Genomic DNA, 21,339 nt, shown 5'->3' with positions numbered 1-21,339 from the left:
AATGGGTCTATTTGATCGATTATTTGGACAAGAGGAAAACCAGTCACAGGAGACTGTAGCAAATCAGGAAATTTCAGAAACTGAGGCCCTTGATAATCAAGACTTGTCAACAAGTGAAGGGACAAGCCAAAGTCAAACAGAACAGCTCAGTGAGTCAGAGACTCAAGTAGAAGAGATTTCGTCTACAGAATCTGTTGAAGAAAGCGAATCTACAGTGACAGAAGAAAGTGAAGTAGCGTCTGATGAGGACCTATCTGTTGATGATCAGGCCTCAAGCGAAGCAGAAGGCGTATCAAAGTCAGAAGAAAGCCAAGTCGCTGTGGATAACCACTTTGCGGATGTCATGGCTGATTACTATGCTAAAAAGGCTCAGGTAGCTGCTGCTGCAGAAAAAGGTGAAACGGTTACTTTTGAGGCTGTTCAAACCCGTAAAGTTGAGGAAAAACCTGAAGAAGTTCAGGCTTTAAAAACTGAAACAGAACAAGAAAAATACAATCGTACCCTTAAGAAGACGCGAACAGGTTTTGCTGCCCGCTTGAATGAATTCTTTGCGAATTTCCGTCGAGTTGATGAGGAGTTCTTCGAAGAATTGGAAGAAATGCTGATTCTTTCCGATGTTGGGGTTAATGTTGCCACGCAATTAACGGAAGACTTGCGCTATGAAGCCCGCCTCGAAAATGTCAAAAAGACTGAAGATTTGCAACGCTTGATTATCGAAAAACTTGTGGATATCTACGAGAAGGATGATGTCTACAAGGAGCAGATTAATTTCCAAGATGGTTTGACAGTCATGCTTTTCGTTGGTGTCAACGGGGTTGGTAAGACAACGTCTATCGGTAAGTTGGCGCATAAATACAAACAAGAAGGCAAAAAAGTTATGCTGGTAGCTGCCGATACCTTCCGTGCGGGAGCTGTCGCTCAGTTGGTTGAGTGGGGGCGTCGTGTTGATGTGCCAGTGGTGACTGGTGCTGAGAAGGCTGACCCAGCTTCAGTGGTCTTTGACGGTATGGAAAAGGCCCTTGCTGAAGGAGTTGATGTCCTTATGATTGATACTGCGGGTCGTTTGCAAAATAAAGACAATCTTATGGCAGAGCTTGAAAAGATTGGTCGTATTATTAAGCGTGTGGTTCCAGAAGCACCTCATGAAACCCTCTTGGCCTTGGATGCCTCAACAGGTCAAAATGCCCTTAGTCAGGCTAAGGAATTTTCAAAAATCACACCTCTTACAGGCCTTGTCTTGACTAAGTTGGATGGTAGTGCTAAGGGTGGTGTGGTTCTAGCCATTCGTCAAGAGTTGGATATTCCAGTTAAATTAATTGGTTTTGGTGAGAAAATTGATGATATCGGTGAGTTCCATTCAGAAGAATTCATGCAAGGTCTCTTGACTGGTTTGGTTTAAAAGAGTGTTTAAAAAGAGTGAGTACTGGGAAAAGGGATTCACTCTTTTTAATGGTGTCCTCACCTTGAAAAAAGTCACTTTTATTGGTAAAATAGTAAGGAAAAACGCATGCTTTGAAAAGTGAGCTGTAACTTAATCACTGAACAACCCCTAAGCCATAAAAAGAGATGATTACTTTCTCTTTTTTAAGGTGAGTCATAAGAAGATTTTTAATCTTAGTTTAAGGAGAAGACATGTCTGAACGTGGACTTTTGATTGTTTTTTCAGGGCCTTCTGGTGTCGGAAAAGGAACTGTTCGTCAGGAGATTTTTTCAACACCTGACCACAAATTTGAATACTCAGTATCAATGACCACGCGTGCTCAACGTCCTGGTGAAGTTGATGGGAAGGATTATTTCTTCCGTTCGCGTGAGGAATTTGAAGAGCTTATTCGTAATGGTCAAATGTTGGAATATGCTGAATATGTGGGTAACTACTACGGAACACCTTTGACTTATGTTAATGAAACCTTGGATAAAGGTATTGATGTTTTCCTTGAAATCGAGGTTCAAGGTGCCCTTCAGGTTAAGAAAAAGGTCCCAGATGCTGTCTTCATCTTTTTGACACCACCGGATTTGAACGAGCTTCAAGAGCGTTTGGTTGGTCGTGGGACAGATTCTGAGGAAGTTATTGCTCAACGTATCGAGCGTGCGCGTGAAGAAATTGCTCTCATGAGCGAATACGATTATGCCATTGTTAATGACGAAGTGCCATTAGCTGCTGAGCGTGTCAAACGTGTTATTGAAGCAGAACACTTCCGAGTTGACCGTGTGATTGGTCGCTATCGTAATATGATTTCAGAAAAGAAATTATCAGATAAATAAATTAGAAATAGGTATAGAATTATGATGTTGAAACCCTCTATTGACAAACTTTTGGATAAAGTGCCTTCAAAATATTCATTGGTTATTTTGCAAGCCAAACGTGCCCATGAATTAGCCGCTGGTGCTGAACCAACTCAAGAGTTTACGTCAGTAAAACCAACCCTTCAAGCCCTTGAAGAGATTGAATCTGGTAATGTGACTATCCACCCAGATCCAGAATCTAAACGTGAATTGGCACGTTTGAAAGTGATTCAAGCACGTCTTGCTGCTGAGGAAGAAGAACGTAAAATCAAAGAACAAATCGCTAAAGAAAAAGAAGAAGGCGATAAGATCTAAAATCAAAGTCTTGCTTTGGTTTATGAGGAGAGGGGAGCTGAGGCATAGTGTCTCAGCTTCCTTCTTTATGACGATAATAGACAGCTCATATTTTCTTGAGCTTGGAAGATACTGGTCTTAAGGAAGTGACAGGAGGAAATTTATGGTTTTAGTAGCACATATTATTGTCGACGTTCCTCTGATGCAGACGGACAGACCTTATAGTTACCTGGTACCGGAAGCCATGCAAGAACAAATCGCCATCGGTATGCGGGTTCATGTGCCTTTTGGTAAAGGAAATCGTTTACTTCAAGGTTTTATTATTGGCTTGGAAGAGCAGGAAAATTTAAGAGATTTTCCTGAACTAAAACCCATCGCTGAGCTTTTAGATTATGAGCCAGTGCTTAATCAGGAACAGCTGGATTTGGCTGATCAGATGCGACATACGGTCTTTTCTTATAAGATTTCCATCTTGAAGTCAATGCTACCCGGTCTCCTTAATTCGCAGTACGATAAGGTTATCATGGCAACTGATAAACTGGGTGAAGAGGAAAAAGAGACTCTCCTTCAAGGGCAGAATCATATTCTTTTCTCGCAGTTGTCAGAGGTACAACGTCAAGCCATTCCTCGTCTGGTCCAGTCTGGGCGTGTAACGGTTGATTACCTTGCTAAAGATAAGCAGAATATTAAGACTGAGAAGCATTATAGTGTTCAAAAGGGTATTCTCGAGACTTTGGCTATTTCGCAAAGGGCTAAGAAACGATTGGAGTTGCGAGACTTCTTGCTAGAAAAGAGTGGGTCTGGCAAGTTGACGGATCTCCACAAGCTTTTTTCACGAGATGTGGTTAAGTTTTTCATCGAAGCTGGTGCCTTGGTCATCACCGAAGTTGAGGTCAATCGTGCCGATAGCTACTTTGAAAAGGTAGAAAAGACAGATTTTCTTGAGCTTAATGCTCAACAGGCACATGCTGTTGAAGAAATGACGCGCCAAATTGGACAAGGTGGCAAACCTTTCTTATTGGAAGGGGTAACGGGATCAGGTAAGACAGAGGTTTACCTGCATCTTATCGAGAGGACCTTGGCAATGGGTAAAACTGCTATTGTCTTGGTGCCAGAAATTTCCTTGACACCCCAAATGACCAATCGTTTCATTTCGCGTTTTGGGGACTTGGTGGCGATTATGCATTCAGGCTTGTCAGACGGTGAAAAATTTGACGAGTGGCGTAAGGTTAAATCTGGTCAGGCCAAGGTTGTGGTGGGAGCGCGTTCGGCTATCTTTGCTCCTTTGGACAATATCGGAGCTATCATTATCGATGAGGAACATGAGGCAACCTATAAGCAGGAATCCAATCCTCGCTATCATGCGAGAGATGTTGCCTTGCTTAGGGCTAAGAGTCATGGAGCTGTGCTTGTCCTTGGGTCGGCAACACCCTCTATTGAGACACGGGCGAGAGCTCAGAAAGGGGTTTACCATTTTCTTGAGTTGACACAAAGGGCTAATCCTAATGCTAAAATTCCTCAGGTGGAAGTGGTGGACTTCAAGGATTTTGTGGGCCGTCAAGAGGCGAGTGATTTTACGCCACCTCTTTTGGAAAAAATCAGGGAACGTTTGGCACGTAAGGAACAAGTCGTATTGATGTTGAACCGTCGTGGGTATTCCTCTTTTGTCATGTGTCGTGACTGTGGCTATGTGGATGATTGTCCGAATTGTGATATTTCACTGACCTTGCACATGGATACCAAGACCATGAATTGCCACTATTGTGATTTTCAAAAAGCAATACCACATGTCTGTCCTAACTGTCAGAGTCGTCAGATTCGCTATTATGGGACTGGGACACAAAAGGCCTATGATCAATTGACGGAACTCTTGCCAGAAGCCAGAGTGATTCGTATGGATGTTGATACGACACGCAAGAAAGGGGCTCACGAGAAACTCTTAGAGATTTTTGGAAATGGCAAGGCTGACATTTTGCTTGGGACTCAGATGATTGCCAAGGGCTTGGATTTTCCCAATGTCACCTTGGTAGGGGTCTTGAATGCAGATACATCGCTTAATTTACCAGATTTTCGTTCGGCTGAGCGTACCTTCCAGCTTTTGACTCAGGTGGCTGGTCGTGCTGGTCGTGCTGACAAGGAAGGGGAAGTTATTATTCAAACCTATAATCCTAGTCATTATGCCATTCGGTTTGCGCAACAACAGGATTATGAAGCTTTCTATGCCTATGAGATGGGGATTCGACGTCAGTTGGCCTATCCGCCATATTTTTATACGGTAGGAATCACGCTTTCTCACAAGGATGAAGAGTTTGTCGTCCGCAAGAGCTATGAGGTTATGGCTTATTTAAGAGAGCACTTGTCAGACAAGGTGACCTTCCTAGGGCCAACGCCTAAGCCTATTGCCCGAACACATAACCTTTATCATTATCAGATTATTATCAAATACCGTTTTGAGGATAACTTGGAAGAAACGCTTAATAGGGTCCTTGACATGACTCAGGAACCTGAAAACAAGGACCTGCGTTTGATTATCGATCACGAACCTCAGAATTTTACCTAATCTAGAAAAGGAAGAATATGACAAAATTAGTATTTATGGGAACGCCTGCCTTTTCAGCGACTGTGCTGGAAGGACTTTTGACAGATGAGCGTTACGATATTGTTGCTGTGGTGACGCAACCAGACCGTGCTGTCGGCCGTAAAAAAGAAATTCGCATGACACCGGTCAAGGAAGTAGCCTTGGCGCATGACTTGCCAATTTATCAACCGGAAAAATTGTCAGGGTCAGAAGAAATGGCGCAATTGATGGCGCTTGGTGCTGATGGGATTGTTACTGCAGCTTATGGACAATTTTTACCAAGTAAGTTGCTTAATAGCATGGATTTTGCGGTGAATGTCCACGCTTCTCTCTTGCCAAAATACCGTGGCGGGGCACCTATTCATTATGCCATTATCAATGGGGATTCAGAAGCAGGTGTGACAATTATGGAAATGGTCAAGGAGATGGACGCTGGTGACATGGTTAGCCAAAAGGCCTTGCCAATTCTTGACGAGGATAATGTTGGTACCATGTTTGAAAAATTGGCCGTCTTGGGTCGTGACCTCTTGCTCGAGACCTTGCCTGCCTACATTGCTGGAGAAATCAAACCTGTTCCTCAAGATGCCAGTCAGGTAACGTTTTCGCCAAATATTAGTCCAGAAGAGGAGCGACTTGATTGGAACAAGCCGGCTCGTGACATCTTCAATCAAATCCGTGGCATGTATCCATGGCCTGTGGCACATACCTTGCTTGATGGCAAACGTTTCAAAATTTATGAAGCGGACTTGGTAGAAGGCCAGGGACAGGCTGGTCATATCATTGAAAAGACCAAAAAGAGTTTGGTAGTTGCGACTGGTCAAGGAGCCATTTCACTTAAGACAGTTCAGCCTGCAGGAAAACCCCGTATGGCTATTGCTGATTTCCTTAATGGGGTCGGACGCAATCTTGAAGTAGGTGATGCATTTGGCCAATGATTGGAAAAAAACAGCCCGTGGACAGGCACTTGAAGTCTTAGAAGAAGTCTTCCAGGAAGGAGCTTACTCAAATATTGCTCTCAATACCCATCTGAGCAAGTCGCATCTGACAGATAAGGACAAGGCCTTGGTGACGGAAATTGTCTATGGGACCGTGGCTCGTAAGATTACGTTGGAGTGGGTCCTAGCCCATGTCATCGAGGACCGTGACAAGCTTGAACCTTGGGTCTATGACTTATTACTTTTGAGCCTCTATCAGTTGGCCTATTTAGATAAGATTCCAGCCCATGCGGTGGTTAATGATGCCGTTTCTATTGCCAAAAATCGTGGCAATAAAAAGGGGGCTGAGAAGCTGGTCAATGCGGTTCTTCGTAAACTATCTAGCCAGCCTTTGCCAGATTCAAGCACAATCAAACGTGTCAATAAACGCTATTCCGTTCAGTATTCTCTACCTGTATGGTTGGTTAAAAAACTTATCGACCAGTATGGAGAGGATCGTGCCCTTGCTATTTTCCAAAGCCTTTTTGTGAGAAACAAGGCTAGTGTGCGTGTAACGGATGCGTCACGTTTGGAAGAGATTGCGGAGGCCACTGGGGCTGAGTGTTCAGTATTATCCCCAGTCGGGCTTGTTAAGTCTTCAGGTTACTTTGCTGGGACAGATTATTTTAAAGAGGGCTTGTTGACCATTCAGGATGAGACCAGTCAACTGGTTGCACCAACTTTAGGGATTCAAGGTGAGGAAGAAATCCTGGATGCCTGTGCGGCACCTGGAGGTAAGACTGTCCATATGGCCTCTTATTTGACGAGTGGACATGTGACGGCGCTTGACCTCTATGATCATAAGCTTGCTCTTATCGAAGAAAATGCTCAACGTCTTGGTCTGGCTGATAAGGTTAAGACTCAGAAACTGGATGCTAGTCAGGTACATCAAGTCTTTCCAGCTGATAGTTTTGACAAGATATTAGTGGATGCACCTTGTTCAGGAATTGGGCTCATTCGTCGGAAACCTGACATCAAATATAACAAGGATCTCCAAGACTTTGAGTCCCTCAAGGCTGTGCAGTTGGATATCCTATCCAGCGTTTGTCAAACCCTACGAAAAGGTGGTATAATAACATATAGTACTTGCACCATCATAGCAGAAGAAAATCAAGAGGTGATTCAAGCCTTTCTTGAGAGCCATCCTGATTTTGAGCAAGTTGCCTTAGACCATCCATGTAAAGACATCGTGGTCAATGGCTGTTTGGCAATTACCCCCGAACAGTATCTAACTGATGGTTTTTTCATCGCACAGTTGCGTAAAAAAGCTTAGGGTTACAGAGGAGGAAATGCTGACGCAAGTCAGAAAGAAAACTATGGAAATATCATTATTAACGGACATTGGCCAAAAACGGTCAAATAACCAAGATTTTGTTAATAAATTTGTCAACCAAGCTGGTGTTACCCTTGTCGTTGTTGCAGATGGGATGGGCGGACACCGTGCTGGAAATATTGCCAGTGAGATGTCAGTGACTGATCTTGGTCGTGACTGGATTAACACTGATTTTCGTGAGCTGAGTCAGATTCGTGATTGGATGATTGCTGCCATTGATGCAGAAAATCGTAAAATTTATGAACTTGGCCAAAACGAAGAATATAAGGGAATGGGAACAACTATCGAGGTTCTTGCCTTTGTTGATAATGCTGTGATTTTCGCCCATGTTGGGGATTCACGTATTGCCCTTATCCGTAATGGTGAGTATAAGCAATTGACGAATGATCATTCTTTGGTCAATGCTCTTATCAAGGCTGGTCAGTTGACCGAAGAAGAAGCAGCAGTTCACCCACAACGTAATATCATTACGCAATCTATTGGGCAAGCTGCTCCGATTGAAGCTGACCTTGGTGTCCAACAATTAGAACCAGGGGACTATATTTTGGCCAATTCAGATGGTTTGACTAACATGATTTCAGTCGAACAGATTGTTCATATTGTCAACAGCCCTGGTTTCGTCGAAGAAAAAACGAGTCGTTTGGTAGCTGCAGCCAATGAGGCAGGTGGTCTTGATAATATTACCGTTGCTCTCATTAAGGTAGAAAGTGAGGAAGGATAATGATCCAAGTTGGCAAATTGTTTGCTGGACGTTATCGAATCCTTAAATCTATCGGACGTGGTGGTATGGCGGATGTTTATCTGGCTAATGACCTGATTCTGGATAATGAAAAAGTGGCTATTAAGGTACTTCGTACCAATTACCAAACTGATCAGGTGGCTGTGGCCCGTTTCCAACGTGAAGCGCGTGCCATGGCAGAACTCAGTCATCCTAATATCGTTGCTATCCGAGATATTGGTGAAGAAGACGGCCAGCAGTTCTTGGTGATGGAGTATGTGGACGGTTCGGACTTGAAGAAATACATTCAAGACCATGCGCCACTTTCTAACCAAGATGTTGTGCGTATCATGGGGGAGGTCCTTTCCGCCATGACTCTTGCCCATCAAAAGGGCATTATCCACCGTGACCTTAAGCCGCAAAACGTTCTTTTAACTAAGGACGGTACAGCCAAGGTCACAGACTTCGGAATTGCGGTTGCCTTTGCGGAGACTAGTCTAACTCAAACAAACTCTATGTTGGGTTCTGTCCACTACCTCTCACCAGAGCAGGCTCGTGGATCTAAAGCGACTATCCAAAGTGACATCTATGCTATGGGTATTATGCTTTTTGAAATGTTGACAGGTCATATTCCTTATGATGGTGATAGTGCAGTAACCATTGCACTCCAACATTTCCAAAAACCACTACCATCGATTTTGGCAGAGAACCGTAATGTTCCCCAAGCTTTGGAAAACGTGGTTATTCGAGCAACAGCCAAAAAACTAGAAAATCGTTACAATAGTACTTTGGAAATGAGCCGTGACTTGGTAACGAGTTTGCATCCTAGTCATCGACGTGATGCCAAGGTAGTCTTTGATGATATGACGGATACTAAGACCTTGCCGAAGGTTGATCCAGTTCCATCAGCAAGTCTTGAGAAAAAAACCGTTGCTGCTGAACCATCAGAGCCTACACCTGCTCCAAGTAAACAACCAAGGAAAAAAACGACACCAGCTAAGAAGAAAAAGAAGAACTTCTTCTCAACCTTACTCAAGGTTTTCCTAGGACTTGTCTTTATTGGTATTATCATCTTTGCTTATTTAGTCTTTACCAATCCTGATAATGTCCAAGTACCTAATGTGGTCGGTCAGGAGTTGTCCACAGCTCAGACTAAAATTGAGGGTGCTGGATTTAAGGTAGGAGAAGTCAAAGAAGTGGAAGATGACTCTGTCGATACGGGTAAGGTCATCAAGACCGATCCTACAGCTGGAACCACACGAAAAGAAGGATCAAGCATTGATGTCTATGTTTCTTCTGGTAGTAAAGGTTTCGCTTTGAAAGACTACAAGGGTAAAAACTATAAGGATGCCATTGAGGATTTAACTTCGAATTATGGTGTTTCTGAGGACCAAATTGATATTCAGCATGTCGAAGACGACAGTGCTGAAGAGGGAGAAATCCTATCTCAAAGTCCAGGGAAAAACAAGTCTTTCAATCCTAAGGATAGTAAGGCTAAGATTAAGTTCCGTGTGGCAACGCCTAAGATAGTTACCATGCCTGATGTGACTGGTTTGACGGTTTCAACAGCAGTTCAAACCTTGAATCGTAAGAATATCTCAAGTAGTAGCATCGAGTACCACGACTATAATACTGGTGCTAAGTTAGATAAGGATAAGATTCCTAGCAGTACGGAGGTCCTTTATCAAGATCCACAAGCTGGTACAAGTGTTGATGGTACAGTGATTCTCTATGTTTCGGTTGCAACAGCAAGTTCAAACCTTCAGTCAAGCTCAAGTAGTACGACACATTCGTCATCAACGAGCTCAAGTACTGACAGTACAACTTCAAGCACTGAAACCTCGACAGAGGCTACTCACACAGAACTACAATAGATTAAAAAACTTAGACATAATGAAGAGAGGTTATTTAAGCTCTCTTTTTTGCTACCTAGAGATCTTGTCGATAGCCTAAAAAGCCTGCTTGCCAGAGGTCAGAGATTCTTTTATAATGAAGACATCACATATAGGAGAGACGCTATGAGAAACCGTAGAAAACTGAGAAGGTATATCATTACCTACGATATTGTCATAACAGTCCTGGCCCTGATTTCCATTGGCTTGGTTATCTTTGATTTAGTTGGCTTAATTTCAATTGGAAGGCGACCTTTTAGAGTGATAGATCAGTCTATAACGCTCATATTTGCCATTGATTATGCGATTCGTTTCTCCTTAGCACCTCGTAAGCGAATCTTTGTTAAAACACATGTGTTGGACTTGTTGGCTATTATTCCCTATAATGAAGTCTTTACCTTCCTTCGTTTTTCAAGAGTGGGACGTTTTGCCAGGTTGGCCAAACTCTCACGTTTAATTGGTTTGAGCAGCAAGCTCAAGCATATTTCCAATCGTATCAATCGCAGAAATGGCTTTTATTTTCTACTTTCGGTTAATAGTATTATCATTCTTATCAGTAGTGCTGTTATTGCCCGAGTAGAACACCATAATTTTATAGATGCTATTTGGTGGTCTGTAGCAACGGTGACTACGGTTGGTTATGGAGATATCGTTCCTAAAACGCTTGTAGGTAAGGCAGTCGCTGTTATTCTCATGTTTAGTGGGATTGCCACTCTAGGGTTGTTAACTAGCTCTCTTAATAATATTTTTGTGCGGTCAGGTCGTCAGACTGAACGAAAATTAGCCGAGCTTAAGAAAGAATTAGCAGAGCAGCGTGTCATACTGGAGGAAATCAGAAGTACAGTGCTAATGATAAGAAGCAAAATGGACGATACTGACGGTTAAGATTTTTGAATGAAAGACTGTGTTTCCTGTAATGGAGGCACTTTTTTGCTTTCTTCTGCCCCTTTTCTATCTTGGTTAGTCAGTGCTCAAACTGGGTCTTTTTGTCAATTGCCTTAAAATTTGATAGAATGAAGCCTGTATACTTTTATTTGAGAGGTCCTTATGACCAAATTTAATTTTTTCTTAGTGGTGGAAGCCTTGCTTTTGACCATGGGCCTGATTACCATTTTTAATAATGATATTACCAGTTTTATTTTCATTCTGGTTTTAACCTTGTTGGCAGTTCGCTTTTTTAATAAGGAATCCAAAAGTGATTTTGTCTTGACCATCTGTTTGATCTCACTTTTTCTGGTTTCCATGTGGAATATCTATGTGGTGCTTGCGATTTTAGTGGGTGTGGCCTATGTTATGATTAACCATTTTTCACAGGTCAAGAAAAAGAATCGTTACGCTCTTATTCAATTCAAGGAAGACGACTTGGATCCTCAGGCTGTGCGAAATCAGTGGATTGGAACTCGGATGGAACCTGTCAGTGATCGCTATGACTTTGATGATATCAATATCATTCGTTTCTTTGGGACAGATGTGATTGATTTGACTCAGGTTATCGTCTCGGGGCGAGATAATGTTGTGATTTTGCAGAAACTTTATGGTCCGACGACTATCTTGGTACCAATTGATGTTTCCGTCAAGCTCAATATATCAGCGATTTATAGCTCTGTCACCTTCTTCAATGAAGATGAGTACGACCTCCGTTACGAAAGATTGACCTTGCAGGGGGCGGAGTATGAACATGCTCATCGAACAGTGAAATTGATTCTCAATGTGGGAGCTGGACCAGTGGAGGTACGTCGCAAATGAAGAAACAGTACCTATTTTTGATTCTGATTTATTCAGTTGTCGTTCTGGTTGGCGTCACCCTAGTGGTTATGGATAGCTTTAACCTTAACTTTTCATTGGTTTTTGGTAATCTGTCTCAGGTCTTCCATTTCCTTTTTAACATGTTTTTTGTGGTTCTGAGTTTGCTCATTTTGCTTTATATTCTTTGGGCCATTGCCAATGATAACAGTATGCGATCAGTCAATCAGGATTTGCGCCGCATTATCAATAATCAACCAGTCAAACGTCAGGGAGATATTGAGTTAGACAAGAATATGATGCGCTTATCTCATAAGATGCGTAAATTGACTAAGGACTTGCAGAAAACTGAGAATGCCCAAGCTCTTCAAAGCCGTGATATTATCAAGAAGGAGCGAGGACGTATTGCTCGTGACCTTCACGATACCGTTAGTCAGGAACTTTTTGCGGCTAGTATGATTCTTTCTGGTGTCTCTCAGATGGCGGACCAGCTAAGTAAAGAAGATTTGCATAATCAAATTCAGGCGGTTGAGGCCATGCTGACGGATGCTCAAAATGATATGCGTGTCTTGCTTTTGCATCTTCGTCCGACAGAGCTTGAGAACAAGACCTTGCAAGAAGGCTTGCAGATGATTCTTAAGGAATTAACCGATAAATCCAATATCCATGTCGTCTACAAGGATATGGTTAAGAAAGTGCCTAAGCGTATTGAAAATAATCTCTTTAGGATTGCCCAAGAGTTTATCTCTAATACTCTTAAACACGCCAAGGCTAGCCAGATAGAGGTTTATCTCTATCAAAATAGTCAGGAAATTCAATTGAAAATGTTGGATAATGGTGTTGGTTATGATTTAAATGCGTCGACTGACGAGATGAGTTATGGACTAAAAAATATCCAGGAGCGTGTCGATGAAATGGCGGGAACTGTGCAGTTCCTATCTGCTACAGGTAAAGGAACATCTATTGATGTTCGTGTGCCGATATTAAGAGGAGAAGACAATGTCGAATAAGATAAATGTGATTTTGGTCGATGACCATGAGATGGTCCGTTTGGGCCTTAAGAGTTTCCTGAATCTCCAAGGAGATGTCGAAGTGGTGGGAGAAGCGAGCAATGGCCGAGAAGGTGTTGACCTTGCCCTGGAACTTCGTCCAGATGTCGTCGTAATGGACCTTGTCATGCCTGAATTAGATGGTGTTCAAGCGACTTTGGAATTGCTCAAAGAATGGCCAGAGGCCAAGATCTTGGTTTTGACTAGCTATTTGGACAATGAAAAAATTTATCCAGTCATTGAAGCTGGTGCTAAAGGTTATATGCTTAAAACTAGCAGTGCGGCAGAAATTCTCAATAGTATCCGTAAGGTTTACCGTGGTGAAGAAGCTATCGAAACAGAGGTGGACAATAAGATTAAATACCACGATAGCCACCCGGACCTACACGACGACTTGACGGCACGTGAACGTGATATCCTGGCACTTTTGGCTAAGGGGTATGACAATCAGACCATTGCTAACGAGCTATTCATTTCATTGAAAACCGTTAAAACTCACGTGTCTAATATCCTAGGAAAACTCAATGTTGATGACCGTACTCAGGCTGTCGTTTATGCCTTTAGACATCATTTGGTTTCACAGGATGATGAATAGAGTTATCAACTAACCTTGTTATTTAGAGGCTAGGGAGAATTATCATAATTCTTACCCCTAACTCGGATTTTGCAAGTCAAATCTTTTGACTTTATTTCTAGTAAAACATATAATGAAGTCATCCTAAAACTTTTCTTTTTTCATATGAGGTTGAAGCGACCTCATATCATCTATCTAAGTTCGCTTAGATGATGAAATCTCCTAACTCCTAGCAATCGGTATTTCCGGTTGCTTTTTTTGAAAAAAGTTAAAAAAAGTGTTGACAGCCAACTAGTTTTTCTGTAGAATAATAAGAGTCTTTTGGGGTATAGCCAAGCGGTAAGGCAAGGGACTTTGACTCCCTCATGCGTTGGTTCGAATCCAGCTACCCCAGTTCTACCTGAGGGTAGAGACACAGATTATGGTCCGTTGGTCAAGGGGTTAAGACACCGCCTTTTCACGGCGGTAACACGGGTTCGAATCCCGTACGGACTATAAGTGCCAGCTAGAGAAAGCTGGTTTTTTTGTGTCCTTTTTGATAAAATAGAGGGGTTGACTGGCCTAAGCCAGACATTTTATACCACTTTAAAATCATAAACGACAAGACCTCGACCCGAAGAAATAACTTTGTTTTGTGATGGCTGTCAGATGATAACAAATAATTCGTCGAGTCGTGGTTTCATTTGAATACGAAAACATATAATAAGGAAATTCAATGACATACTATAACGTTGGAAAGATTGTGAATACACAGGGCTTGCAGGGGGAACTTCGTGTTTTGTCTGTAACAGATTTTGCGGATGAGCGTTTTAAGAAGAAGAGTGTCCTAGCCCTTTTTGATGACAAAGACAATTACATCATGGATGTTGAGATTGCGAGTCACCGTAAACATAAAAACTTTGATATCGTTAAGTTTAAGGGACTTTACCATATCAATGATGTAGAGAAGTATAAGGGTTGTAGCCTCAAGATTGCTGAGGAAAATCTAACAGATCTTGATGACGGTGAATTTTACTACCATGAGATCATTGGCCTTGATGTTTATGAAGGTGATACTTTGATTGGTCAGGTCAAAGAGATTCTCCAACCGGGCGCTAATGATGTTTGGGTAGTAAAACGTAAAGGCAAAAAAGATTTGCTCTTGCCATACATCCCGCCTGTAGTTCTCGATGTTGATGTTGCAGCTGGACGTGTTGAGGTTGAGCTCATGGAAGGATTAGACGATGAAGATTGATATCTTGACCCTATTTCCAGATATGTTTGCTCCCTTAGAGCATTCCATTGTTGGTAAGGCAAAGGATAAGGGCCTTCTAGAAATCAACTATCACAATTTTCGTGAAAATGCGGAGAAGGCTCGTCACGTAGATGATGAACCTTACGGTGGCGGTCAAGGTATGTTGCTACGTGCCCAGCCAATTTTTGATACCTTTGACAAGTTAAATGTCACTAAGCCTCGCGTTATTCTCCTAGATCCTGCGGGTCGTACCTTTGATCAGGCCTATGCAGAAGAATTGGCGCAAGAAGAGGAATTGGTCTTTATCTGTGGTCACTATGAGGGCTATGATGAGCGCATCAAAACCTTAGTGACAGATGAGATTTCCTTGGGAGATTTTGTCTTAACTGGGGGAGAGTTGGCTGCAATGACTATTGTAGATGCGACTGTCCGCTTGATTCCTGAAGTTTTAGGTAAGGAAGCTAGTCATAAGGATGATAGTTTCTCATCAGGGCTTTTGGAATTTCCACAGTACACGCGCCCAGCTGAGTTTCGTGGCATGAAGGTGCCAGATGTACTCTTGTCGGGTCACCATGTTAATATTCGACGTTGGCGTATGGAGCAGAGTTTGCGAAAGACTTGGGAGCGTCGACCTGACCTCTTGGAAAACTATGACTTTACGGATGAAGAACGTCAGATTTTAGAAGAGATAAAAGCAGAAGGAAAATAAAATGTCAGAAGAAAAGATATACGATATTACTATTATCGGTGGTGGACCAGTCGGCCTTTGGGCTGCTTTTTATGCCGGCCTACGTGGCATGACTGTGAATATTATCGAAAGTTTGTCAGAGCTTGGTGGTCAGCCTGCCATTCTCTACCCTGAGAAGAAAATCTACGATATCCCAGCCTTTCCTCAAACGACAGGTGCCGAATTGACAGAAAATCTCTTGACCCAGCTTAAGCGTTTTGAAAATCGTGTCAGCATTCATTTGAAAGAGGAAGTTCAAACCTTTGAAAAAACAGAAGGTATCTTCACGATTGCTACTAGCAAGGGTCAACACTTGTCTAAGGCTATCGTCATTGCTTGTGGGAATGGTGCCTTCGCTCCCCGTCCTTTGGGTGTGGACAATGAAGAAGATTATGCGGATAATAACTTGTTCTATAATGTGCATAGCTTGGACCAATTTGCTGGCAAGAAGGTTGTGATTGCTGGTGGTGGGGATTCAGCTGTTGACTGGGCCAATCACCTAGATGGGATTGCTGAGAGCGTGACTTTGATTCACCGACGTGATGCTTTTCGTGCCCATGAGCATAGTGTAGAGCTTCTTCATCAATCATCAGTTAATGTGATGACACCTTATGTACCCCTTGAAATCAAGGGTGAAAGTGGTCTTGCCAAAAGTTTGACTGTTCAAAAAGTGAAGTCAGATGAAGTTGTGGAATTGCCGCTTGATACCCTTATTGTTAGCTTTGGCTTCTCAACCAACAATAAAAACCTTCGTAACTGGAATGTTGACTTTAAACGCTCTAGCATTACTGTCAATGCCCAGTTTGAAACTTCACAAGAAGGTGTTTACGCTATCGGTGATGCAGCAGAATATGAAGGCAAGATTGACTTGATTGCTGTGGGAATGGGTGAAGCTCCTATCGCTATCAACCAAGCTATTCAATATATTGATCCAGATGGTAAGAATCGTCCGGTTCACTCAACATCGTTAATTGAAGAATAATGTCAAAAGAAGACTTTGTCTTCAATCTAAGGAGAGACTTGTCTCTCTTTTTTCATGTCTAAAAACGTGGTATAATACACTTATGGCTACAACGAAAAAAACGAAAAAAGGGACGGCTTCTAAGAACGGTAAGAAGCGTCTTACAAAAGCAGAATTAGACAGACAGAAGGCGATTAAGCGAATGCTATGGACCTTCTTTTTTGCCTTTGTCTTAATTTTCCCAGTCTTTCGATTGGGTTTCTTTGGGGTTACCCTCTATAATCTCTTTCGAGTATTTGTGGGGAGTATGGCTTACCCCTTAATTTTTGCTATCTATGTTTATCTCTTTGGCTTTAAATGGTTACGTAAACACAGTAACTATGTCACAGGATTTTGGATGGTCTTCGCGGGGCTCTTGTTGGAGTTTCACGCCTATCTCTTTAGTCTAGATCGTATGAGCGGTCTCGATATTTTCCCTGGTACCAAGGACTTGCTTTTTGGGGAACTTGTGAGTGTGCAAGTCGCTCGTTTTGCGGGTGGTGGTATGTTGGGTGCTCTTCTGTACCAACCGATTTCCTTCCTCTTTTCAAATATTGGTAGCTTCATGATTGGGGTATTGATTATTCTCTTGGGGGCTTTCATTCTTAGCCCTTGGGATGTCTTGGATATCATGGAGTATGCTAAGGAAGCTTGGCAAAAAGGGGCTGAGAAGCGTTTGGAACGGACGGCTCAGCGTCAGGAGAAGAAGGCAGAACGTCAGGCTCAGAAAGAACGCGAAGCAGAAGAACGTGCCGAAGCTGAGCGTCTGGCTGATTTGACTGTTGACGAGGAGACGGGAGAAATCTTAGATGATGCCGCAGAGGCCTTGCCACAAGAAACTGAGATTTTTGCACCTGAACCTGAAATCAGTGATTATGCCTCTGAGGACTACTATGATAATCTGCCTCCGGAGGATTATGAGAATTTCCAAGAAGATTATGCACCTTATCCAGAGGATCTGCCAAGAGAGGAGTTTCCCCCATCTATGGTGGTTGAGGGAGATGATGCTCCTGTCGAGGTTGATTTCACACCGAAGGAACTCCTGCAGTATAAATTACCTCATATAGATCTCTTTGCACCTGATAAGCCTAAGAGTCAATCTAAAGAGAAGAACATCGTTCGTAAGAATATTCGAATCTTAGAAGATACCTTCAAGAGTTTCAATATTGATGTCAAGGTTGAGCGAGCTGAAATTGGACCGTCAGTGACCAAGTATGAGGTCAAGCCTGCTGTTGGGGTCCGGGTCAATCGCATTTCAAATCTAGCTGATGACTTGGCTCTGGCTCTAGCTGCGAAAGATGTCCGTATTGAGGCACCTATTCCTGGAAAATCTTTGGTTGGTATCGAAGTGCCTAACTCAGAGATTGCGACGGTTTCTTTCCGTGAACTTTGGGAACAGTCCAAGACGGATCCTAATAAGCTCTTGGAAGTTCCTCTTGGTAAGGCGGTTGATGGTTCGGCTCGTAGCTTTGATTTGGGACGGATGCCTCACTTGCTAGTCGCTGGATCTACGGGTTCTGGTAAATCGGTTGCGGTTAACGGAATTATCTCTAGTATTCTTATGAAGGCTCGTCCCGACCAGGTGAAGTTCCTCATGGTCGATCCAAAGATGGTTGAACTTTCGGTTTACAATGATATTCCTCATCTTCTTATCCCTGTAGTGACCAACCCACGTAAGGCCGCCAAGGCTCTCCAAAAAGTGGTAGATGAGATGGAAAATCGTTACGAACTCTTTAGTAAGTTTGGTGTGCGTAACATTGCTGGCTACAATGCCAAGGTGGAAGACTGGAATTCCCAGTCGCAAGAAAAACAGATTCCCCTGCCTTTAATTGTGGTTATCGTTGATGAGTTGGCTGACTTGATGATGGTAGCCAGTAAGGAAGTGGAAGATGCCATCATTCGTCTAGGACAAAAAGCGCGTGCTGCGGGAATTCACATGATTCTCGCCACTCAACGTCCGTCGGTTGATGTTATCTCTGGTTTGATTAAGGCCAATGTGCCATCTCGTGTGGCCTTTGCGGTGTCTTCGGGAACAGATAGTCGTACCATTTTAGATGAAAATGGGGCAGAAAAGCTACTCGGACGTGGGGATATGCTTTTCAAACCGATTGATGAGAACCACCCTGTTCGTCTACAAGGTTCCTTCATCTCTGATGATGACGTGGAACGTATTGTGACCTTTATCAAGGATCAGGCTTCAGCTGACTATGATGAGAGCTTTGATCCTGGTGAAGTTTCTGAAAATGATTTTGGTGGAGGTTCCTCTGCCAATGGTGGTAGCTCAGAAGGTGACCCACTCTTTGAAGAGGCCAAGGCTTTGGTCCTTGAAACACAAAAAGCCAGTGCTTCCATGATTCAACGTCGTCTGTCAGTTGGTTTCAACCGTGCCACTCGTTTGATGGAAGAGTTGGAAGAAGCAGGCGTTATCGGACCAGCTGAAGGTACCAAACCACGTAAGGTTTTGATGACTCAAGAATAATGAACTGGAAAGAGTCTCAAGCCTGGTTTTTAAAAGAATTAAAATAGACAAAAGAAATGAGAAAAATGAGTGTTTTGCCATTTATTTTCTCATTCTTTTTTTATGTTCAAAATAGACCAAAAAATTGCAAAATATTCCATAAGAACGCTTACAAAACGAACAATTTTTGCTATAATAGGAGAAAAAGTGAGTAACAAAAACTAAGGAGTAAAAAATGGACAATTTATTAACCGTTCATTTTCATAGTATGCATGGCGACTATTCCAGATACAGTATGTGGAAGTGGCTAGATGGTTATTGGGGCGAAGAAGCCCATTTTTCACGTGAGGATGATTTTGGCCTTGTTGGTCAGGTTACTTCTCCCTCCAATCGTTTTATTGATTCTGTCAATCTTTTGGTCAAAACGGAAGACTGGTCGAGGCAAACACATGATTACCGTGTCCGACGCTTCCTAGGGGATGCTCCCAATGCTATTTGGATAGTTGAAGGTGATCCAACTGTTTATTATTCTAAACAGGCAGCCTTGACTAGCCATAGTTTCGAAGGTCGTGACCAGCATGCCTTTGATATGGCACTTCGTAGACAGGAATTTGATCAGAAGTGGGGCTTTCAAGGTTGGTTAGGTCATAAGTATGAAAAAGGGGCTACAGAGTTTCGCCTTTGGTCACCTCTAGCTCGTCGTGTGAAGCTCTTGCTTTTTAAAAAGGGCAGTAAAAACCCTAAGATCATTAAGATGAGCCGAGGAACCAGTATCAATAAGGACCGTCATGAGATGAATACTCACGGTGTTTGGAGTGCCACTGTCAAAAAGGATTTGGATGGGGTAGCCTACCAATTTCGTGTGTATCATGAGGAAAGCTTCTATCAGGATACAAGAGACCCCTACAGTATTGCCCTTAGCTTAGATAATAAAAAAAGTTTGGTGGTCAATCCTAAGAGACTTGTCCCAAGAGGGTATGAAAAGGTTACTAAGCAAAAAGCGAGCTGGCGTAATGCAAATGCTTGCTCATCCGTTATCTGTGAAATGCACCTCCGTGATTTCTCAATCTCAGAGACGTCTGGTGTTAAGAAGTCCTATAGAGGGACATACCTAGGTGCCTGTCAGAAAGGGACTAAAAATGCCCAAGGAGATGTGACTGGTTTTGATTACCTCAAACGCATGGGTTACAATTATGTCCAGTTGCAACCGGTCTTTGATCACCATAAAACCTACGATAAAGATGGGAAGCTTCTCTATAACTGGGGGTATGATCCTGAGAATTATAATGTCCCAGATCGTCAATTTGCTGCTGATCAAAAGAATCCCGTGGCACCAATTTTAGAGCTTAAGAAGATGATTCAGGCCTACCATGAGGCAGGCATTGGGGTCATCATGGATGTGGTTTATAACCATACTTACTCTTCTTACAGCTCTCCCTTCCAACTGTCTGTGCCGGCCTATTACTACCGTATGCATGACAATGGGTCTTTTCAAGACGGGTCAGGATGTGGAAATGAAACAGCCAGTGAAAAGGAAATGTACCGTAAGTATATGATTGATTCTTTGACCTATTGGGCAGAAGAATTTGGAGTGGATGGTTTCCGTTTTGACCTTATGGGCTTGCATGATGTTGCTACTATGAATGCCATTCGTTCGGCCATGGATGATATTGATCCTAGGATTCTTCTATATGGTGAAGGATGGGATATGGGAATTGGTCTTCCTGTGGATCAAAAGGGCAAGAAGGATAATGCAGCCTTGATGCCTAGAATCGGATTTTTCAATGACAATGCGCGTGATGCCGTTAAAGGGGCAGAAGTCTATGGATACATCAGCAACGGCTATGTGTCTGGAGCCCCATTGGAAGACCAGATTGCCAAGAGTCTACTTGGTAGCCGTGGTTTTGTAAACTACCTTATGCCAGGTCAGGTCCTCAACTATATCGAGGCGCACGACAACTACAATTTGAATGACCTTATGCATCATCTGCATCCACATGATTCGCCAGAAGATATTGAAAAACGTATCTACTTGGCAAATGCTCTTAATCTAAGTATGCAAGGGATGTGTTTCATGCAGTTGGGACAAGAATTCCAGCGTAGTAAGATGGTTGCAACAGGTGAAGACGGAAACTACACGGAAGCGGATGTTAAGCGTGCCATGAATAGCTACAATGCTCCTGATGCCGTTAATCAGGTGGATTGGAATCAAGTGACCCTTAAGAAAGACTTGGTTGCTAAAGTTGCCAAATTAATTGAGCGTAAGCAAACCGTACCAGAATTGTCATATCGTTCATATGCAGATATTTACGATAATCTCTATGTCGCAAAAGCGGAGTACGATTCAGGTATTGTTGAATTGCACATTTCTGGAAAATTGCGTAAGACTTTTGTGTTCAATAATATGAAAAAAGATTTGGAGATTTACTGACAAGGCAGTCAAAAAATGTTATAATACAGGAAACGCTTACACAAGCAGTTT

Annotated in this window: 17 protein-coding genes and 2 tRNA genes; all 19 read left to right on the top strand. The window is 42.7% G+C overall.

The window, feature by feature from the left end:
- Window position 1 precedes the first annotated feature (1 nt).
- A complete protein-coding gene (gene ftsY / locus NYE32_RS07130; RefSeq protein WP_048790790.1) occupies window positions 2-1,399 on the top strand; it encodes a signal recognition particle-docking protein FtsY in 1,398 nt (465 codons plus the stop codon).
- A gap of 233 nt (window positions 1,400-1,632) precedes the next feature.
- Window positions 1,633-2,262, top strand: a complete 630-nt coding sequence (gene gmk / locus NYE32_RS07125) for a guanylate kinase (protein ID WP_002884259.1) — start codon at window positions 1,633-1,635, stop codon at window positions 2,260-2,262.
- Between the two features lie 21 nt (window positions 2,263-2,283).
- Window positions 2,284-2,598, top strand: a complete 315-nt coding sequence (gene rpoZ / locus NYE32_RS07120; RefSeq protein WP_002886855.1) for a DNA-directed RNA polymerase subunit omega — start codon at window positions 2,284-2,286, stop codon at window positions 2,596-2,598.
- Window positions 2,599-2,740: 142 nt separating this feature from the next.
- Window positions 2,741-5,137 (top strand): primosomal protein N', encoded by a 2,397-nt coding sequence (locus NYE32_RS07115; RefSeq protein WP_339156951.1) that lies wholly within the window; start codon window positions 2,741-2,743, stop codon window positions 5,135-5,137.
- A gap of 17 nt (window positions 5,138-5,154) precedes the next feature.
- A complete protein-coding gene (fmt, locus tag NYE32_RS07110) occupies window positions 5,155-6,090 on the top strand; it encodes a methionyl-tRNA formyltransferase (protein ID WP_339156950.1) in 936 nt (311 codons plus the stop codon).
- Window positions 6,080-7,402 (top strand): 16S rRNA (cytosine(967)-C(5))-methyltransferase RsmB, encoded by a 1,323-nt coding sequence (gene rsmB, locus NYE32_RS07105; protein ID WP_339156949.1) that lies wholly within the window; start codon window positions 6,080-6,082, stop codon window positions 7,400-7,402. The genes fmt and rsmB overlap by 11 nt, the downstream gene beginning before the upstream one ends.
- Before the next feature lie 43 nt (window positions 7,403-7,445).
- The gene (locus tag NYE32_RS07100; protein WP_037598574.1) at window positions 7,446-8,183 is read left to right on the top strand and encodes a Stp1/IreP family PP2C-type Ser/Thr phosphatase; all 738 of its coding nucleotides are present in this window, start codon (window positions 7,446-7,448) and stop codon (window positions 8,181-8,183) included.
- Window positions 8,183-10,054 (top strand): Stk1 family PASTA domain-containing Ser/Thr kinase, encoded by a 1,872-nt coding sequence (gene pknB / locus NYE32_RS07095; protein ID WP_339156948.1) that lies wholly within the window; start codon window positions 8,183-8,185, stop codon window positions 10,052-10,054. Before NYE32_RS07100 ends, pknB begins: the two co-directional genes overlap by 1 nt.
- Before the next feature lie 144 nt (window positions 10,055-10,198).
- Entirely contained in the window at window positions 10,199-10,957 is a 759-nt protein-coding gene (locus NYE32_RS07090) for a potassium channel family protein (RefSeq protein WP_201041407.1), read from the top strand.
- A 162-nt stretch (window positions 10,958-11,119) separates the two neighbouring features.
- Entirely contained in the window at window positions 11,120-11,818 is a 699-nt protein-coding gene (liaF, locus tag NYE32_RS07085; protein WP_339156946.1) for a cell wall-active antibiotics response protein LiaF, read from the top strand.
- Window positions 11,815-12,825, top strand: a complete 1,011-nt coding sequence (locus NYE32_RS07080) for a sensor histidine kinase (RefSeq protein WP_002891418.1) — start codon at window positions 11,815-11,817, stop codon at window positions 12,823-12,825. The genes liaF and NYE32_RS07080 overlap by 4 nt, the downstream gene beginning before the upstream one ends.
- Window positions 12,815-13,459 carry a response regulator transcription factor gene (locus tag NYE32_RS07075; RefSeq protein ID WP_002891417.1) on the top strand — a complete coding sequence of 215 codons (645 nt, stop codon included), beginning with the start codon at window positions 12,815-12,817 and terminating at the stop codon, window positions 13,457-13,459. The genes NYE32_RS07080 and NYE32_RS07075 overlap by 11 nt, the downstream gene beginning before the upstream one ends.
- 301 nt (window positions 13,460-13,760) lie before the next feature.
- Window positions 13,761-13,832 (top strand) — tRNA-Gln (locus tag NYE32_RS07070).
- A gap of 29 nt (window positions 13,833-13,861) precedes the next feature.
- Window positions 13,862-13,933 (top strand) — tRNA-Glu (locus tag NYE32_RS07065).
- 220 nt (window positions 13,934-14,153) lie between these two features.
- Window positions 14,154-14,672, top strand: coding sequence for a ribosome maturation factor RimM (gene rimM / locus NYE32_RS07060; RefSeq protein WP_060971504.1), 519 nt, complete (start codon window positions 14,154-14,156; stop codon window positions 14,670-14,672).
- Window positions 14,662-15,381 (top strand): tRNA (guanosine(37)-N1)-methyltransferase TrmD, encoded by a 720-nt coding sequence (gene trmD, locus NYE32_RS07055; protein WP_002886864.1) that lies wholly within the window; start codon window positions 14,662-14,664, stop codon window positions 15,379-15,381. The genes rimM and trmD overlap by 11 nt, the downstream gene beginning before the upstream one ends.
- A gap of 1 nt (window position 15,382) precedes the next feature.
- Window positions 15,383-16,381: an NAD(P)/FAD-dependent oxidoreductase gene (locus NYE32_RS07050; protein WP_060971505.1), complete on the top strand. Its 999-nt coding sequence runs from the start codon at window positions 15,383-15,385 to the stop codon at window positions 16,379-16,381.
- 82 nt (window positions 16,382-16,463) lie between these two features.
- Window positions 16,464-18,878, top strand: a complete 2,415-nt coding sequence (locus NYE32_RS07045; protein WP_073950476.1) for a DNA translocase FtsK — start codon at window positions 16,464-16,466, stop codon at window positions 18,876-18,878.
- A 214-nt stretch (window positions 18,879-19,092) separates the two neighbouring features.
- Window positions 19,093-21,288, top strand: coding sequence for a type I pullulanase (pulA, locus tag NYE32_RS07040; RefSeq protein WP_155222492.1), 2,196 nt, complete (start codon window positions 19,093-19,095; stop codon window positions 21,286-21,288).
- The last annotated feature ends 51 nt before the right edge of the window (window positions 21,289-21,339 follow it).

The organism is Streptococcus sp. FSL R7-0248, assembly GCF_037967965.1.
Taxonomy (GTDB): domain Bacteria; phylum Bacillota; class Bacilli; order Lactobacillales; family Streptococcaceae; genus Streptococcus.
Note: the sequence above shows the minus strand (reverse complement) of the source record. Positions and strands in the feature narration are given on the sequence as shown.

Excerpts from the sequence above, each read along its gene's own strand:
- ftsY (WP_048790790.1), top strand. The coding sequence starts at position 2 with ATGGGTCTATTTGATCGATTATTTGGACAAGAGGAAAACCAGTCACAG.
- gmk (WP_002884259.1), top strand. The coding sequence starts at position 1,633 with ATGTCTGAACGTGGACTTTTGATTGTTTTTTCAGGGCCTTCTGGTGTC.
- rpoZ (WP_002886855.1), top strand. The coding sequence starts at position 2,284 with ATGATGTTGAAACCCTCTATTGACAAACTTTTGGATAAAGTGCCTTCA.
- NYE32_RS07115 (WP_339156951.1), top strand. The coding sequence starts at position 2,741 with ATGGTTTTAGTAGCACATATTATTGTCGACGTTCCTCTGATGCAGACG.
- fmt (WP_339156950.1), top strand. The coding sequence starts at position 5,155 with ATGACAAAATTAGTATTTATGGGAACGCCTGCCTTTTCAGCGACTGTG.
- NYE32_RS07100 (WP_037598574.1), top strand. The coding sequence starts at position 7,446 with ATGGAAATATCATTATTAACGGACATTGGCCAAAAACGGTCAAATAAC.
- pknB (WP_339156948.1), top strand. The coding sequence starts at position 8,183 with ATGATCCAAGTTGGCAAATTGTTTGCTGGACGTTATCGAATCCTTAAA.
- NYE32_RS07090 (WP_201041407.1), top strand. The coding sequence starts at position 10,199 with ATGAGAAACCGTAGAAAACTGAGAAGGTATATCATTACCTACGATATT.
- liaF (WP_339156946.1), top strand. The coding sequence starts at position 11,120 with ATGACCAAATTTAATTTTTTCTTAGTGGTGGAAGCCTTGCTTTTGACC.
- NYE32_RS07080 (WP_002891418.1), top strand. The coding sequence starts at position 11,815 with ATGAAGAAACAGTACCTATTTTTGATTCTGATTTATTCAGTTGTCGTT.
- NYE32_RS07075 (WP_002891417.1), top strand. The coding sequence starts at position 12,815 with ATGTCGAATAAGATAAATGTGATTTTGGTCGATGACCATGAGATGGTC.
- rimM (WP_060971504.1), top strand. The coding sequence starts at position 14,154 with ATGACATACTATAACGTTGGAAAGATTGTGAATACACAGGGCTTGCAG.
- trmD (WP_002886864.1), top strand. The coding sequence starts at position 14,662 with ATGAAGATTGATATCTTGACCCTATTTCCAGATATGTTTGCTCCCTTA.
- NYE32_RS07050 (WP_060971505.1), top strand. The coding sequence starts at position 15,383 with ATGTCAGAAGAAAAGATATACGATATTACTATTATCGGTGGTGGACCA.
- NYE32_RS07045 (WP_073950476.1), top strand. The coding sequence starts at position 16,464 with ATGGCTACAACGAAAAAAACGAAAAAAGGGACGGCTTCTAAGAACGGT.
- pulA (WP_155222492.1), top strand. The coding sequence starts at position 19,093 with ATGGACAATTTATTAACCGTTCATTTTCATAGTATGCATGGCGACTAT.